Here is a 17439-nt window from a genome sequence, read left to right as displayed (position 1 = left end):
AGTTGGCGGGAATGCCAAATCACCATTATTTCCATTGCAACGTATTGATCAGGTGCCGCATATCCTCCTGCAGAAAATCATATACAATCCCGAGGGAATCCTCATTGGGGGTGGTATCAAAATACAGGGCGCCACGCAGAAAATGCTTTACGGAGTCGGTCACAAAAAACTGCTTGGCAGTAGCGGCATTGCCGCCTACATTAAAAAATACGCCGCTGATTCCTTTGTCGGTCCTTATGGCAGAATCGGTTATTTCGGTAGCTTTTGAAGTATGCTTATACGTCATTTGAAAAGCATCATTCACCAGCTTATTCAGGTCATTCTTACCGATCTCCTTATAACTGATATATATCTTGCCATTGAACCGGGGGAAATCCACATTGATCCAGTAATCATTTTCCGGTCTACCTTCAAAAAAAGTAGTATCCTTGATTACCTTGGCATATACGGGATATTCAAAAGTGTAGGGATAACCGGGCTGGTCAAATAATTGATATTGATGGGGCGGAAAGTCTATCTTAAAAAACCCTCTCTTCTTAATGGTATATTCACTTTTACAGGCTGCCAGCAGGCAAACGATCAGCACACCCAAAAAAAATCTTGTCTTCATACTATATTTTAATCAGTGACCTTACACAGTGCCCGGCTTAATGGTCACCTTTACTTTCTTAATACGGTTACGGTCAATTTCAAGGATGGTAAATTCAAAATCGCCAATAACAATAACGTCTTCGGCCTTGGGGATCTCCCCGGAAAACTCCAGTATCAATCCCGCCAGGGAATCGCTGTCGCCTTTTACCTGTTCAAACGTATCTGCAGGCAGGTTCATAATACGGCAAACATCATGGATCATTGTGCGACCTTCAAAAATATACGTGGCGTCATCAATCTTCTTATTGCCGCTTTCTTCTTCATCAAATTCATCCCTGATCTCACCAATAATCTCTTCCAGGATATCTTCCAGGGTAATAATGCCGCTCGTGCCGCCAAACTCATCCACTACCACCGCAAAGTGGATCCGCTTGCCCTGAAACTCAGTCAGCAGGTCCTCTATATACTTTTGTTCATGTACAAAATAAGGCGGCCGCAACAGGGTTTGCCATTCAAAATCATCCGGTTCATTCAGGTGCGTGATCAGGTCTTTGGTATGGACAATCCCTTCAATAGTATCCAGGTTGCCTTTATATACCGGCAGGCGTGAATAATGCAGCTCTTCCACCACCTTCTTCAGCGCCTTAAAGCTAATGCCATGCTCCACGCCGCTTACATCCAGCCGGGTGCGCATGACCTGCTTTACCGTGATATTGGCAAACTTGTGAATACCTGCCAGTATGCGTTGTTCTTCTTCTTCATGGATGGTGGACCGTATCTCTTCTTCCAGTTGTTTCTGTACATAAGCGCGGGAAGCCCTGCCGCCAAATACCTTCTCTACCCGGTCTGACAAATGTACCAGCCAGCCGGCCATCCGTTTGAAAAGGTAATAGATCACTTCTACCAGGAAAGAGGATTCATAGGCCGAGCGGAGGTTATTCTGGTTGGCCCTTACCTTGGGCAATATTTCCCCGAATAAAACAAGCACCGCAGTGATCACCACCACCTTAATGGCATATACCAGGAACTGTACAAACCAGCCATCCTGTTTAAAAGTGAAAATGGGGTCTATCAGGAAGCTGGCCAGGATAATAATGGCAATATTGATCAGGGTATTGGCGATCACCAGGGATGCCTGTAATACCCTTGGCTCTTCCAGCAGGTTGGCAATGCGTTTCCAGCCGGAATCCTGCTTCGTTTTAAGCATATTCACATCCCGGTAGGTAAGGGAAAAAAAGGCCACCTTGGCCCCTGAAATAAAAAAAGAGATCAGTAACAGGAATAATACCACTGCAGACAATATGGTAGTGGCTTGTACGTTCACCGCCAATAATACGGGCTGCCATACATTGCCAGACAATAAACACGGGAAAGGATTATCCAAAGCAATTGGTTTTTGTTAACAATGATCGATCAACAAAGGTCGGCCACATTCCTGGGTGCCGAATCAGAAAGGCAGGTCAATGGGCCTGCCTGTAATAAACTGATTTTGTGCAAAAATATTATCATGGGCTGGAATGATCAAAATGGATTTGGGGGGTATCGCTGTTCTTAGCCCGCGTTTAATCAGCAAGATCAGCGTTAATCCATGAATCAGCGCTTAAAAAGGCAGGTCCTGTGAAGGTTCGCCCAGGGGAGGAACATCGGCATTAAATCCTTCTATATTCTCGCCATGTGTATTTGGATGTTGTCCATGGTGGCCGGCGCCATCCGTTCTCTTGTCCAGCATAATCAGGTTATCGCCCACCACCTCAGTAGCAAACTTCTTATTGCCTTCCTTATCTTCCCAGCTACGTGTGCGGAGGCGGCCTTCTATATACACTAAACTCCCTTTGTGCAGGTATTTCTGGGCCAGCTCTGCCAATCCCCTCCACAACACAACCGTATGCCATTCGGTCTGGGAAATCAGCTTGCCTGCCCTGTCCTTGAATGTTTCTGTGGTAGCCAATGGAAACTTAGCCACTGCAATATTACCTTCCAGGTACTGTACATCCGGGTCTCTTCCTAAATTGCCAATGAGCATAACCCTGTTAACGCCTCTCATAAATGGTAAGTTTATTGTTAGAAATCGTCTACCGGTTTTATTTACTCTTAAAGTTAATTTTTTTTGCAGATATTATTCCATTTTTTTAGCCCCCTAAGTGTTAATATGGGGGCATTCCGGCACAGTTAAAAAACTTAAAATAATTGTGCCAGCGACGACTTCTCCTCCAGGAAAGTATTGATCATGCGTGGGAAAGCATACTGTTTTAATTGTTTTTTATCAATCAATACATAATCCTTTAATGCAGCTACAGGCTTCTGCGTCGTAACAGTGATAAACTGTCCATGAATAAGCTGGTGGGTAAGCTGCTGATGATAAACTTTACTAATATGACTGACCGAATATGATTGCTTGCCTAATAACTTCTTTAAGAACGTCAGGTCCTGGAAAGTCTCCTGCACAGCAGCAGTGGCTTCATACAAAACAAACTCATGCAGGTCTTGCCAGATATCTTTATCTGCCCGTTGCCGGATATAGAACCGGTCTTCATACCGGATGATAAAATAATAGAACCAGCGCTCTTTCTTCGACAGGCTCTTTTCCTTAACTGGTAATTGCTTTACAAGATCGTGTTTAAACGCTTCACAATCGGTTTGTTGGGGGCAGACCGTGCACAAAGGGTTTTGCGGCTTGCAGATCACAGCGCCAAAATCCATGATCGCCTGGTTATAAATGCCTGGCATCTCCATATCCAATAAGGCCGTTGCCAGCTCCTGGTACAGCTTCTTTCCTGCTGTAGTATCAATAGGTGTGGAAATACCAAAATAACGGGCTATCACACGCTGTACATTACCATCTACAACAGCTTTGGGTTCATTAAAAGCAAAAGAGGCAATGGCAGCAGCCGTGTAGGGCCCAATACCTTTCAACTCTTTAATGGCATCATACGTAGAAGGAAATTTTCCTTTATACTCCTTCACTACTTTCTGTGCAGTAGCGATAAGATTTCTGCAACGTGTATAATAACCCAATCCTTCCCACAACTTAAATACTTTTTTCTCAGGTGCTTTGGCAAGATCTTCTATCGTAGGAAATGCAACGATAAATCTTTCATAATAGGCCAGTCCCTGTTCTACTCTTGTTTGCTGTAAAATGATCTCGCTCAGCCATATTTTGTAAGGATCCTTTTCTCCTTTCCAGGGCATAGAGCGGGTATTTTGGCTTTTATTCCAGTCTAGAAGCTTTTCAGTGAATATTGGTTTCATGGTAAATATTGAATATATAACATTCTGATAATGAGACAGGTTATATACAACCCGGCATGAAAATTGATACTCCTCAATATCAATTATTTAGACCTTTTCTTGCAAATGTGCGAATTAACATTTAATTTGAGTAATGAATTGATTTTGTGCCGTTTGCCGTTTAAAGTAAAAAAAATTTGAAAACCCGTTAAAAATTCAACGACATGAGAAAGGCAGACCTCGTTAACCAAATATCTGAAAAAACAGGTATTCCCAAGGTTGATGTTTTGGTTACGCTCGAGACCATGTTCAAGGAAGTGAAAGATACCTTATCCCAAGGAGAAAACATCTACATTCGTGGATTTGGCAGCTTTATTACGAAAAAGCGGGCTGCTAAAATCGGCCGCAACATTAAGAAAAACATTGCGGTACACATCCCTGAACATTACATTCCTGCATTCAAACCTGCTAAAGAATTTGTAGCAGAAGTTAAAAAATTGCAGTCCGTCAAAGAAGATCAACCAAACCCCGATGATGAAATGTAAATTTGCTGCTCAATAAATTTACACTGATACGTGAAAAAGCAGCAGATGATCCTGATAGGCAGCGGAGTTATACTCTTCTGTCTGGTATACTTCTTTGGCAGAACCATACCCCCGAAAAATAACACTTCACCTGCAGCAGCCCCGGCTGCAGGGCAATTGAACATTGAAACGATCCTGGCCGCTTCCCGCCAGAAGCTGACTCCATCACAGCAGGCCCATGTGAGCAAGCTGGAATCAGCCGTTGTGCGCGGTGACGTAAAAGAACAGCAGATCAAGGTATACAGGCAACTGGCAGACTTCTGGAAAGACTCTGCCCATTTGCTGCTTCCTTTTGCCTGGTATACCGGTCAGGCGGCTAAATTGGAAAATTCTCAAAAAAACCTCACCTTTGCTGCCCAATTCTATTTAGACGGGGTCCGCCGGCAGGAAGACCCCGCCCTGAAAAGATGGATGGCGCTTGAAGCCAAAGAGTTGTTTGAGAAGGCTTTACAATTGGATCCGGCCAATGATTCACTGAAGATCGGACTGGGAAGTTGCTACCTTTTTGGAGGGATCAGCGACAATCCGATGGAAGGAATTCAAAAAATCCGCGAAGTAGCCGACCGCGACCCGCATAATACCTATGCACAATTCATGCTGGGCATGGGCGCCTTGATGTCGGGACAACTGGATAAAGCCGTTGAACGTTTAACCCATGTGGTTGAACACGAACCGGCAAACCTGGAAGCCTTATTAATGCTGGCCGACGCCTGCGAACGTAAAGGAGACAAAACCAATGCCATTAAATGGTATACAGAAGGTAAAAAACTCCTGAAAGACCCAGGCTTCATCAAGGACATTGACGATCGTATTAACTTATTAAAGAAATAAACCTTTCCTGAGCTGCGCTGAATTAAATCCCCCGGGATTGATGAAGAACGGCATCGCTGCAGAAGCGCTGAAAGGAAAAACTGTATTAAAAATTATTATCTAACTAAACTCATTGGTATTTTATGCCTTGTGGTAAAAAAAGAAAGCGTCATAAAATTGCGACGCATAAACGTAAGAAGAGACTGAGAAAGAACCGTCATAAGAAGAAAAATCGTTAAGTTTTATCTTCTTGCAACGGGTCCCGCCAAAACGGGGCCCCTTTCCTTCTTTGGCTGAATTTATTATTTGTCATTTATTTACAGACGACCTGCTGCTTGCAATCCCTGAACGAATGGATATTTGACAACTAATTCCGCTTCAGCACCTTCCTTGTAGTGATGATTGGTAAGACGGTAAAAGATGTTACGCTTGAATAAGGAACTAATTATAAATGCTGCACCTCAGGGGGTAGAAATCGCCCTTTTAGAGGATAAAAAACTGGTAGAACTGCATCACGAAAAAGCGGATGCCAGTTTTGCTGTGGGCGACCTTTACCTGGGTAAAGTAAAGAAACTCATTCCCGGCCTTAATGCGGCATTTGTGGATGTAGGCTTTGAAAAAGACGCCTTTCTCCACTATACCGACCTTAGCCCCTACGCACGCTCCTTATTGAAATTCACCCAGCAGGCTATCAACGATCATAGCGGAAAAGAATTTGATTTCGGCGCCTTCCAGGTAGAACCCGAGATCATCAAAACCGGTAAGATCAATGAAGTACTGAGCGGCAAACCCAACATACTGGTGCAGATCCTCAAAGAACCCATCGCTGCCAAAGGCCCCCGCCTGAGCTGCGAAATATCTTTGCCGGGTCGCTTTGTCGTTATTACCCCTTTCAATGATATTGTGGCTGTTTCCCGTAAGATCCATTCTGCCGACGAACGCAAACGGCTGCAGAAGATCGTGGAAGCCATCAAGCCAAAGAACTTTGGCGTCATTGTACGTACGGCTGCCGAAGGGAAAAATACCGCCGAACTGCATGAGGACCTCTCCATGCTGGTGGAAACCTGGAAAGCCATTCAAAGCAACCTCAAGGGTGCAGTAGCGCCAGCCAAAATACTCAGTGAGCAAACCAAGACCACCAGCATCCTGCGCGACCTGCTCAATGAGGATTTCAACAAGATCGTCATCAATGACCGGAATATCTACAATGATACCCGGAGCTATATACAACGTATCGCCCCTGAAAAGGCCGATATCGTAGCTTTTTACCACAATGGCCTGCCCATCTTCGATCAGTTTGGCATTACCAAACAGGTTAAAGCTGCTTTTGGCAAAACCGTCAACCTGCCCAGCGGCGCTTACCTGATCATAGAACATACAGAGGCCCTGCACGTAATAGATGTGAACAGTGGTTACAAAAGTGTTGGCAATAACCAGGAATTAAATGCACTGGAAACCAACCTGGAAGCCGCTGCCGAAATATCACGCCAGCTCCGCCTGCGCGACCTGGGAGGCATCATCGTAGTAGACTTCATTGATATGAAGCTGCCCGACAACAAGCGGAAGCTGTTGGAGGCGATGGAGGAATTCATGAAGCCCGACAGGGCCAAGCATGCCGTACTACCCATCTCCAAATTCGGCATCATGCAGATCACCCGGCAACGGATGAAGCCGGAGATGAACATCAATACACAGGAAGTTTGCCCCACTTGCGCCGGTACCGGCAAAATATCTTCTACCCTGCTGCTGGAAGATGAGATTGAAAAGAACATGAGTTACCTCATTACCCACCAGCATAAAGACCTTACCCTCGTTGTACATCCCATCATGCACGCCTACCTCACCAAGGGTGGCTGGCTCTTCCGTTCAAAACAATGGAAGTGGCGGATGAAATACGGACAGAAGATCAAAGTCAGTGAAAACACCAACTACCACCTCACCGAGTTCCACTTCTTCGACAAGCATGAAGAAGAGATAAAACTCTAATCACAAACATATTTTTACAACGCCTTGGTTCGTGTCCCCCACGAACCAACTCAACTTCTCCTCCAATCTAATAAATCTCAAAATCCCGGTTCAGACAAAAAAAATCGGGTACCGTAGGGAGTACCCGATAGACTATAGAAAGGCGAACCAGAACTCTCGTGGGATCAGATAGTAAACGTAAAAATAAATACCCGCCACCATTACTCCTACCACAAACGAATAAGTGTGCAGTTTTGGGCGGTAAGTGTGCAGTTTTAGGCCATAACTGCGCAATCCGGTACACTGTTTTCAGGCTATAGACAAAAAAAACTCCGGCGTGAAGGCCGGAGCTTGCGTCACAGTTAGCATTGGTTATTGATAGCCGGGTCTCGTAGCAGTAAAAAACACCCCGGCGCAGTTAGATATGGTGACCAGAACGGGCTCACAGAAGCCCGGAGGCCGGAAAAGTTCTTTCTTATGGGATTTCTGCAGGTAGGCGCCTCATGGCTGTAAGGCGCAAGCACGATAGGAAGACAAAAAAGCTGTACAGGTTGCTGCACAGCTTTTGACCAAATTGCTAAATGTTTCAGAAAAAATTTTCAGCCCCCGCCGGAATACGCTCCGGTAGGGGAAACTCACTTTCGGAGGGTTATTCCCGGTCCCGGCTACCGCCCAGGAAAATAAGGACATACTGGACCAGGGTAGCAATAGAAGCCACCGCCGCGACCACATAAGTAAGGGCCGCCCATTTCAGCGCATCCTTGGCCTTGGGATATTCCCGCTGATTCGTAATATTAGTACGGTTCAGCCAGGCCAGGGCCCGGTTACTGGCGTCAAACTCAACGGGTAACGTGATGAGCGAGAACAGGGTCGTAAGTCCAAAAAGGATAATACCAGCCAGCAGCAGGGTAGGGAAAGCATTGATTAACAATACCCCCGCCAGCAAAATCCACTGCACAATACCGGAACTGAACTGGACTACCGGCACCAGTTTGCTGCGCATGGTAAGCCATTGATAAGCAGTAGCATGCTGTACCGCGTGGCCGCATTCATGGGCCGCTACAGCAGCCGCTGCAATGGAGCTGCCATTATACACATCGGGGCTGAGGTTCACCGTTTTAGTAGCGGGGTTATAGTGGTCGCTTAAAAAGCCATCAACCGACACGACTTTCACGTCATATATGCCGTTATCACGCAGCATTTTCTGCGCTACCTGGCTACCGGTTAAACCGGCCGACAAAGGTACCCGGCTATAGGCTGTAAACTTGCTCTTCAGCACCCCCGAAACCAGCATACTGATGCCTAAAAAGATCAGCGAAATAATCAGAATGGAAGGTGTCATTTTTCGTGTTATTTTATATTATATAACACTTATCCATCAAAACAGTTACCAGCCTTTTTGGGGTGTTTTTTTGTCCGGTACAGCGCAAAAAAAGGGGTCGTTTTGTCATCGCATAACTTGATAAAAGATAATAGCTGACATTTTATCACAAAGACTTACCCATAATTAATAATATGTTTTTAACTATATAATTATCAATAAGTTATAGGCATTTTTAGCACCGTTATCGCATACCTGAAAAGGGGGTTAAAATTTATTCACAACCCTAAAAAATAATTTTGTTATGTGGCGCTTATTTGTAATTTAGTGCAAGAATTTAATGGGTTAGTAAGTAAGGGGTCAACAGCAATGTTGGCCCTTTTACTTTTAAAAAAACAGGGGTTCTTAATCACCATTTTTGCTGCATTTTTTCAGCCTCCTTTTGTCAAAAAAATTATAGCTCCGCTGATCAGTCATCAACAATCTTTTCCGGCAACTTTTTTCACATAAACAGGCCCAAAAAATATCCTTATCAGGTCATGTTGTTAAAAACAGGTCTTTATTTTTTTAATCCCGCATGTTATAAGCCTTCCTCTTTCATTTCTTCTTACTTCAATACGCTTATACCACTAACTTTATCGCATGAGTAAAGTGAAAACAGCATTTTTTTGTACCAACTGTGGTTATGAAAGCGCCAAGTGGCTCGGTAAATGTCCTTCCTGTGGTACCTGGAATACTTTTGTGCAGGAAGTCATACACAAAGAGACTTCCCAAAAAGAGAACAACTGGAAAAACTTTAATGAAGACAGGAAAGATATTAAAACTATAGCACTGCATGCTGTCACAACACCCGAACAGAAACGCATCATAACACCGGATATAGAACTAAACAGGGTACTCGGCGGCGGTATAGTGCCCGGCAGTATCACTTTAATAGCCGGCGAACCCGGCATTGGTAAATCAACTTTATTCCTGCAGATCGGATTACTGTTGAAAGATATCACCATCCTGTACATCAGCGGAGAAGAAAGTGATCAGCAGATCAAAATGCGCGCAGATCGTTTGAAAATACAGAACGATCAGTTCTACCTGCTTACAGAAACTTCTACACAAACCATCTTCCAGGAAATAAAAAAACTAAGACCGCAACTGGTCATCGTTGATTCCATCCAGACCATTCAATCACCTTACATAGATTCATCGCCGGGTAGCATCTCACAGATCCGTGAATCGGCCGCCGAGTTCCAGCGGTTTGCCAAAGAAAGCAACATACCTGTATTCCTCATTGGCCACATTACCAAAGATGGCGCCATTGCTGGTCCCAAAATACTGGAACACATGGTGGATACAGTATTACAGTTTGAAGGCGACCGCCACTATGCTTACCGTATCCTGCGTACCATTAAAAACCGTTTTGGCGGAACAGCCGAACTGGGCATCTATGAAATGTCGGGCGAAGGCATGCGCGCTGTCAGCAATCCCAGTGAAATACTCATCACGCAAAAAGAAGACCGGCTCAGTGGTATCGCCATTGCCGCCTCTATCGAAGGCATGCGGCCTTTACTCATAGAAGTGCAGGCACTCGTAACACAATCTGTATACGGAACGCCACAACGTACTGTATCAGGCTTCGATCTGCGGCGCCTGCAACTGCTATTGGCGGTACTGGAAAAAAGAGGCGGCTTTCATTTTGGCGTAAAAGATGTATTCCTCAACATTGCCGGCGGCCTTAAAGTAGAAGACCCTTCCATTGACCTCGCAGTACTATGCTCCCTCCTAAGTTCTTATGAAGATGTACCCCTGCCCCACCTTACCTGCTTTGCCGGAGAAGTAGGACTAAGCGGAGAGATCAGGGCCGTGCACCGCATTGAACAACGTATTGCAGAAGCAGAAAAACTGGGCTTCGAAAAAATACTCGTATCACGCTATAACCAGAAAGGGCTCAACCTCAAAAAATTCAACATAGAAGTAATAAGTATGGGCAGGGTGGATGAAGTGTATCAATACCTGTTTTAAATACGGGCAATCTTTACACCAGCTTATACCGTATATATCCTGGTGAACTTAATCGAAGCCGCCCGCTCATTTGTACACATCTTCTTTCCCCATTGCTGCGCAGGATGTGGCGATGACATACTAAGCCATGAGCAACTGCTGTGCCTGTCGTGCATGGGCCGGTTGCCGCTCACCAACTTCCACCACTATGCCGATAATCCCATACAGCATATCTTCCGGGGAAGGCTGCCACTCATCCATGCTACCAGCTATGTCTACTTTACCAAAGACTCCCTGCTGCAACACCTCATGCACCAGTTCAAATACAATAACCGGCAACAGATTGGTAGTTGGTTCGGCAGGCGCATAGGTGAGGCGCTTACAGCATCACCGGGCTTTACCATGCCCGATGCGCTCATACCTGTACCACTCTTTGCTGCCCGGGAAAGAAAAAGAGGCTATAACCAGGCGCATATCTTATGTACCGGCATGGCGGAAAGCATGGGCATTCCAATTTGGAACAACATCGTTATCCGAGCTACCTCTACAGCAACACAAACACATAAGAACAGGATACAACGCTGGCAAAACATGGAAGGCAGGTTTCACCTGCAGGATGCGGCCGCTATCCGGGGCAGGCACCTCTTATTGGTGGATGATGTAATCACTACCGGCGCTACCCTCGAAGCCTGCGGGCAGGCATTACTGTCTGCCGGCAACGTTCAACTGAGCATCGCCACCATGGGATTTGCTTCCAGGTAACCATTAACAATTAATCATCCGGTTATACGTTAAACCATAAGAAGTATTACTTTAGCACTCTACATGAAGCAAGTACTGGTTTTAATATTGATCGCCGCCTTTGCCGCTACCGCCTGCCGAAAGGATTCTTTCATCACCGGCAATGCCAACCTGAGTACTTCGGCCGATACCCTGCATTTTGATACCGTTTTTACTACCGTTGGCTCCGTTACCCACTACTTCCGCATTTTTAACGACAACAACCAGAAATTAAGGCTCAGCAACGTGTCTGTAAGTGGTGGCGCAAGCTCTTTCTTCAAGATCAATGTAGATGGCACACCCGGCCCTGCAGTAAGCAACATTGAAATAGAGGCCAATGACAGCGTGTACGTCTTTGTATCGGTAAAAATAGATCCCAATGCCGAAGACCTGCCCTTTGTTATCCGGGACAGTATTCATATTCAATACAACAACCAGGAGAAATGGGTGCAACTGGAAGCCTGGGGACAAAATGCCCACTTCCTGCGCTCAAGGATTATTGCGGCGAATGAAACCTGGACTAACGATAAACCCTATGTTATATTGGGCGGCCTACAGGTAGATACCAATGCCACCCTTACCATTCAGCAAGGCTGCCGCATCTACCTGCATGCCGATGCGCCACTCATTGTAGATGGCACCTTGCGTGTAACCGGTGAAAAATACGACAGTACAAGGGTTATCTTCCGGGGCGACCGTCTCGATGATCCCTACCGTGATTATCCTGCCGCCTGGCCCGGCATCTATTTCCGGGGCGAAAGCAAAGACAACTACCTGCAATATGCCATCGTTAAAAATGCCTACCAGGGTATTGCAGTAAGCGGGCCTTCCGTTAATGGCAATCCAAAAATAACCCTGAGCGAATGCATCATTGATAACTGCTACGATGCTGGTATACTGGCCCTGCAGGCTGATATCAAAGCGCAGAATTGCCTCATCAGTAATTGCGGCAAGAACATGCTGCTGGCGATGGGAGGCAACTATGATTTTAATCACTGCACCTCAGTAGCGTATTCCAACTCATTGTTACAGCATAAAGAGCCCGTATTACAGGTAACAGACTTTGTGAAAGAAGGCAATACTGTATTAACGGCCCCGCTGAATGCCAGCTTTACCAATTGCATCTTCTGGGCCGATAACAGCATCGTGGAAGATGAAGTCATAAGCAGCAGGCAGGGAAGCAGTCCCTTCAACCTGAACTTTCAGAATTGTTTATGGAAGCTCAAGAACAATCCTGCCAATGCTACTATCGCCAACATTATTGCCAACACATCACCGGCTTTCGATAGTGTAGACACCCAAAAGAAATTCTACAACTTCCGGCTGAAAGAAGAATCTCCCGCTCTCAATAAAGGAACTGCTACATCGGTCACTATAGACCTCGACGGAAATCCCCGTCCCGTTGGCCTCCCCGACCTCGGATGTTATGAAAAACAATAATCTGTTAGGCTGAGCCATGTCACCCTGAGCTTGTCGAAGGGCTTTCCCTTACCGCCTTTCCACCTTCCCGTCCAAAGCTTTTCTCGTTGCCTTTATGCCTCAATGCCTTGTTACCTCATTAGTTAATGAGTCGTTATCTACCCTGCCATCCATAAATTTTTCAGCAGCAGCAACCAATTAAGCACCATCTTTGTATTATCATTTAAAACTTACATCTATGATACGCCTGCTCATTTGCTCCCTGTTACTCATTGCGGCTCCTACTATTTATGACTTTAAAGTACCTGCCCTCGAAGGTGGCGATGCTATCAACTTTGCCCAATACAAAGGCAAAAAAATACTCATCGTTAATACCGCTTCCAAATGTGGGTACACACCACAGTATACCGAACTGCAACAGCTATATGACAAATACAAGGACAAGCTGGTTATTGTAGGATTCCCTGCCAACAACTTTGGCGGTCAGGAACCTGGCACCAGTGCCGATATCCAGGAAGTTTGCCGTAAGAACTTTGGCGTAACATTCCCGATGGCAGAAAAAGTATCTGTGAAAGGGGAAGACATTCACCCCCTCTTCAAATACCTTACAGAAGAGGCTAAAAAGATGGGCGTGGAAGATCCGATCAAATGGAACTTTACCAAATTCCTGGTAGATGAAAAAGGTAAACTCGTAGCTGTATTCCCCAGCAAGGTAAAACCGCTGAGTGAGGACATTACCAAATACCTGAACTAAGATCACAACACCTACAAATAAAGCGGGAGGCGGGCATTTGTGTCCGCCTCCCGCTTTTTATGCCTGCATCATTAGTTGACGACTGCTCCGAAGGGGTCCTTTCTGACCGGTTGCCAGCTACGGGCTATTAAATTGACACATATCTGCTTTCTTGACTATTGTCAAGTGTTTGAAAATGAAAGAAATGCCCACCTTATCTCAACAAAATCGGCCCTATTTGGCCAAAAAACGTAGAAATGCATCCAGTCACCGAATAGATTTAGTGTTTTAGAGATAATTTAACAACTTTAAGAACTGAGAGCGATCCAATACCTGTTGAAAGACGCGTCCGATAACTATAAAGAACCCCAAAAATCCACTGCCTGCGAAAAGGACCAGGTCCGATAGCTGAGAAAACCATCCAATTCCTGCGAAGACCACGCCATCAAATCCTTTGAAGAGTCCCTGATCCAATCATCCATTGAAAGAGACCTTTCAGTAAAGAAAATATCCTGAGAAAACCACCCCTGAATCCCAATATCCATTGAACGAAATCTATCCTGGAGCGAAGACCCTCAAAGAAACGAAAGCTCAAGAACACGATACAATAGAAGAGTCCGGGATATCCTTGTATTAAAGACCTCGTTAGAATCGTTTCCACTTGGAAAGATTTTGAAACCGTTCGCCTCACCAGCGAACGGTTTCTTTTTTACGCCTATCTTCGCCGCATGTCTTTCAAGGATATCATTGGGCAGCAGGAGGCCAAAGAACACCTGGCGGGAATGGTACAGCAAAACCGCCTTAGCCATGCCTTACTTTTCCTGGGAAAAGAGGGAAATGGCGCCCTGCCCCTGGCCATCGCTTTCGCACAATACGTTGTTTGTGAAAGAGTAAATGGCAAAAAAGAGACTGCTGCCGCCGGTCCCTCTCTCTTCGGCGAAGAACCAGTAACCAGCAACCAACCACCACCACTCGCCGACGCCTGCGGCATCTGTGCTTCCTGCCAGAAAGCACAACAGCTCGTTCACCCCGATATCCATTTCTCTTATCCCGTTATCCCCCGTAAGGCAGGAGATAAACCAGTAAGTACGGATTACATTACCGAATGGCGCGAATTCATTACCGAAACACCCTACGGCAATGCTTATGACTGGCTGCAGTTCATAGGAGCCGAAAACAAACAGGGCAATATTACCGCCTATGAGTGCAATGAGATCATCCGTAAGCTGAACCTCAAAAGCTTTGAAAGCGGGTTTAAAATACTCATTCTCTGGATGCCCGAATACCTGGGCAATGAGGGTAATAAACTATTGAAACTCATTGAAGAACCGCCTGCCGATACCTTATTTATCCTGGTGGCGGAAAATGAATCCCAGATACTGGCTACCATCCTCTCCAGGACCCAGCTTGTTAAAATACCCGCTTTAACCACCGAAGCCATTACCGAAGCGCTCATTACCAAAGCCCAATGCACCCCGGAACAGGCAAGACCGGTAGCCTTTATCGCCGCCGGCAACTACCGGGAAGCCCTTCAGCTCATACGCCATGCCGAAGAAGACTGGCAATCTCACCTGCGCGACTGGCTCAACGCCATCCTCAAAAACGGCCCCATAGCCCAGGTGAAGTGGATTGATGAGATCAGTAAGCTCGGCCGGGAAAAGCAAAAACAGTTCCTGCTCTACTTTAACCACCTCCTGGAACAGGCCATCCGGTTACAGGCAATGGGAACAGATAAAGTATATCTCCCTGATAATGAACGGGATTTCGCCTTGCGGCTCAATAAGATCGCCGGTTTTGAGCAGCAGGAAGCCATCATTGAAGAACTGGACCGGGCAGCTTACTACATTGAGCGCAATGCCAATGCTAAAATGCTCTTCCATGCGCTCACCATCAAACTCTACCACATCATTGCCCACAAGCAGGTAGCACGGCTCATGTAATGTTTTACACTTAATAACCTATATTTGTAAATCGGCCTGAGTAGTAAGGTTTTGAAGGGAGTGGCTGTAGCGGGTGGATTTGTGTAACAGGAGCGTTTTACAGGGTTATCTTACTTCGCTATATTTTTTGTGTTGCATTTGCTTAACTGCTTCTTACCTGCTGGGTATTAATTACCTGTATAAAGCAGGAGACTTAATATTTACATACTGTTTTGCGTCAGACAGTATAGGCTTCTTTATAAGCACCTGCAACCAAAATACCTCCCTCCGGTGACTGTCAGTAGCCGTCAACAATTTTTTTCATTGTCAATTACTTCATAAAATGGGATGTAGTTCATGTGGAACCACAGGAAAAGTGGCTGGCTGTAAAAGCAATGGCGGTTGCAGTACGGGAAGTTGCAACAGGATGAATGCCTTCGATTGGCTCATGAATCTGCCCGTGAGCGATCAGGATTCAACATGCAAAGTAGTGGAAGTGAGTTTTAACCAGGGCAGTCGCAAAGACTTCTTCCGGAACGCTACCATCCAGAACTTCGAAAAAGGCGACCTCATTGCGGTAGAAGGCATCAGCGGTTTTGATATAGGAGAAATCTCCCTCACCGGCGAAGTGGTGCGCGTGCAGATGAAAAAACGGGGCATTAGCGAATACGACTCCGACCTCAAAAAAGTACTCCGCCGCGCCTCCGATAAAGACATAGAGATCTGGCGCCAGAACAAGGCCCGCGAAAAAGATGCCCTCATACAAAGCCGGGCAATTACCAAACAGCTCAACCTGGAGATGAAAATGAGTGAAGTGGAAATACAGGCCGATGGCCGTAAAGCCACCTTCTTCTACATTGCCGATGACCGGGTAGACTTCCGGGAGCTCATCAAGATCCTTGCCCGGGAATTCAAAGTAAAAGTGGAAATGCGCCAGATAGGCGCCCGCCAGGAAGCCGCCAAAGTGGGCGGTATCGGCAGTTGTGGCCGTGAACTGTGCTGCGCCACCTGGCTCACCGATTTTAAATCGGTCAATACCACGGCCGCCCGGTACCAGAACCTCTCTATCAACCAAAGTAAGCTCAGCGGCCAGTGTGGCAGGTTAAAATGCTGCCTCAACTATGAGCTCGATACTTACCTCGATGCCCTCCAGCATTTTCCCGACAATGCGGATATGATACAGGTGGGCAAGGGCAACGCTACGCTGATCAAAAAAGACATCTTCAAGAACCTGATGTGGTATGTATTGCCGGATAGCAACAAACAATACCCGGTAACCATTGAAAGGGTACGCAAAATAAAACAGCTCAATGCACAGGGCGTCATTCCCGATCAATTAGAGGCGGTAGAAGTTACCAGCAGCAAGCCAAGGGAAGTAGAACCCGAATTTGTAGACGTGGTAGGCCAGATCAGCCTGCGCAGCCTGGAAAGAGCAGAGAAGAAAAAGAAGCACCAGCATAAGGACAACCGCCAGCAGCAACAACCACGTCAACAACAACGTCCCCAGCAACAGGGAAATCAACAGCAGGGCAAACAACAAGGCGGCGGACAACAACAGGGCGGCAGCCAGCAGCAGAAACCACAACAGGGTACTCAGCAGCAGGGCGGTCAACAACAAAAGCCGCAGCAGGGTGGACAACAGCAAGGTGGCGGTGGACAGCACAACAAGCAACACCACCAGCAACGAAGGGACCAACGGCAGCAACCTCCTAAAAAAGACGATCGCCGTCCACCCAACCCGCCACAGAAAAAGAACTAACGCTATAGTCTTCAGTCGCCAGCCTCTGGCTGGTGACGGCTATTTCAAAGCCTCTGGCTTTGTCCCATTACTCTGCGAGGGCTTGCAGCCTCGCAGTTTTATTTTATTGCTTTTAGCAATTCCTACAACCAAACTCACCACTCACCCGGATACTTCAATAAATTAACCGGTCCCTCTTCCATGTAGCAGAAAACTTATATATCTTCGTCACCCTGAATTCACACTAACGGTTCTTGCCGCACGACTTTTACCCCTCATACCCATTCCCAATCCATTCATCCGTCTTATGAAGCCTCCTTTAAAATGCTGTCCTCCGCATGCCGGGGTCTGTGAAA

General features: G+C 46.1%; 14 protein-coding genes. 9 read left to right on the top strand and 5 right to left on the bottom strand.

The window, feature by feature from the left end; all coding sequences use genetic code 11:
* Nucleotides 1-25 precede the first annotated feature (25 nt).
* From gldD to mutY, 4 genes are all read right to left on the bottom strand, one after another.
* Nucleotides 26-610: a gliding motility lipoprotein GldD gene (gldD, locus tag HB364_RS07395; RefSeq protein WP_167287218.1), complete on the bottom strand. Its 585-nt coding sequence runs from the start codon at nucleotides 608-610 to the stop codon at nucleotides 26-28.
* 21 nt (nucleotides 611-631) lie between these two features.
* The gene (gene gldE, locus HB364_RS07390; RefSeq protein WP_167287217.1) at nucleotides 632-1975 is read right to left on the bottom strand and encodes a gliding motility-associated protein GldE; all 1344 of its coding nucleotides are present in this window, start codon (nucleotides 1973-1975) and stop codon (nucleotides 632-634) included.
* A gap of 216 nt (nucleotides 1976-2191) precedes the next feature.
* Entirely contained in the window at nucleotides 2192-2635 is a 444-nt protein-coding gene (locus tag HB364_RS07385; RefSeq protein ID WP_167287216.1) for a single-stranded DNA-binding protein, read from the bottom strand.
* A gap of 134 nt (nucleotides 2636-2769) precedes the next feature.
* On the bottom strand, nucleotides 2770-3840 hold the full coding sequence (gene mutY / locus HB364_RS07380) for an A/G-specific adenine glycosylase (RefSeq protein ID WP_167287215.1): 1071 nt from the start codon (nucleotides 3838-3840) through the stop codon (nucleotides 2770-2772).
* A 203-nt stretch (nucleotides 3841-4043) separates the two neighbouring features.
* On the opposite strand from mutY, the gene HB364_RS07375 reads away from it, so the two are divergent.
* The 3 genes from HB364_RS07375 to HB364_RS07365 all read left to right on the top strand — a co-directional run bounded on the left by HB364_RS07375 (nucleotide 4044) and on the right by HB364_RS07365 (nucleotide 7199).
* Nucleotides 4044-4364: an HU family DNA-binding protein gene (locus tag HB364_RS07375; protein WP_014221934.1), complete on the top strand. Its 321-nt coding sequence runs from the start codon at nucleotides 4044-4046 to the stop codon at nucleotides 4362-4364.
* A gap of 30 nt (nucleotides 4365-4394) precedes the next feature.
* Entirely contained in the window at nucleotides 4395-5234 is an 840-nt protein-coding gene (locus tag HB364_RS07370; RefSeq protein ID WP_167287214.1) for a tetratricopeptide repeat protein, read from the top strand.
* 408 nt (nucleotides 5235-5642) lie between these two features.
* Nucleotides 5643-7199: an Rne/Rng family ribonuclease gene (locus HB364_RS07365; protein ID WP_167287213.1), complete on the top strand. Its 1557-nt coding sequence runs from the start codon at nucleotides 5643-5645 to the stop codon at nucleotides 7197-7199.
* 628 nt (nucleotides 7200-7827) lie between these two features.
* Here HB364_RS07365 and HB364_RS07360 read toward each other — a convergent pair.
* The gene (locus HB364_RS07360; RefSeq protein ID WP_167287212.1) at nucleotides 7828-8520 is read right to left on the bottom strand and encodes a zinc metallopeptidase; all 693 of its coding nucleotides are present in this window, start codon (nucleotides 8518-8520) and stop codon (nucleotides 7828-7830) included.
* 621 nt (nucleotides 8521-9141) lie between these two features.
* Between HB364_RS07360 and radA the strand changes: the two genes are divergently transcribed.
* The 6 genes from radA to HB364_RS07330 all read left to right on the top strand — a co-directional run bounded on the left by radA (nucleotide 9142) and on the right by HB364_RS07330 (nucleotide 17104).
* Nucleotides 9142-10515, top strand: coding sequence for a DNA repair protein RadA (gene radA, locus HB364_RS07355; RefSeq protein ID WP_167287211.1), 1374 nt, complete (start codon nucleotides 9142-9144; stop codon nucleotides 10513-10515).
* A 42-nt stretch (nucleotides 10516-10557) separates the two neighbouring features.
* On the top strand, nucleotides 10558-11256 hold the full coding sequence (locus HB364_RS33480; RefSeq protein ID WP_317170686.1) for a ComF family protein: 699 nt from the start codon (nucleotides 10558-10560) through the stop codon (nucleotides 11254-11256).
* A 63-nt stretch (nucleotides 11257-11319) separates the two neighbouring features.
* Nucleotides 11320-12714 carry a choice-of-anchor Q domain-containing protein gene (locus HB364_RS07345; RefSeq protein ID WP_167287210.1) on the top strand — a complete coding sequence of 465 codons (1395 nt, stop codon included), beginning with the start codon at nucleotides 11320-11322 and terminating at the stop codon, nucleotides 12712-12714.
* Between the two features lie 217 nt (nucleotides 12715-12931).
* Nucleotides 12932-13447 (top strand): glutathione peroxidase, encoded by a 516-nt coding sequence (locus HB364_RS07340; protein WP_167287209.1) that lies wholly within the window; start codon nucleotides 12932-12934, stop codon nucleotides 13445-13447.
* A gap of 707 nt (nucleotides 13448-14154) precedes the next feature.
* Nucleotides 14155-15366: a DNA polymerase III subunit gene (locus tag HB364_RS07335; protein WP_167287208.1), complete on the top strand. Its 1212-nt coding sequence runs from the start codon at nucleotides 14155-14157 to the stop codon at nucleotides 15364-15366.
* Between the two features lie 355 nt (nucleotides 15367-15721).
* Nucleotides 15722-17104, top strand: coding sequence for a PSP1 domain-containing protein (locus HB364_RS07330; protein ID WP_317170685.1), 1383 nt, complete (start codon nucleotides 15722-15724; stop codon nucleotides 17102-17104).
* The last annotated feature ends 335 nt before the right edge of the window (nucleotides 17105-17439 follow it).

Origin of the sequence: Paraflavitalea devenefica, from assembly GCF_011759375.1 — a bacterium.
Lineage (GTDB): Bacteria > Bacteroidota > Bacteroidia > Chitinophagales > Chitinophagaceae > Paraflavitalea > Paraflavitalea devenefica.
This window is presented reverse-complemented; position numbering and strand designations above follow the sequence as displayed.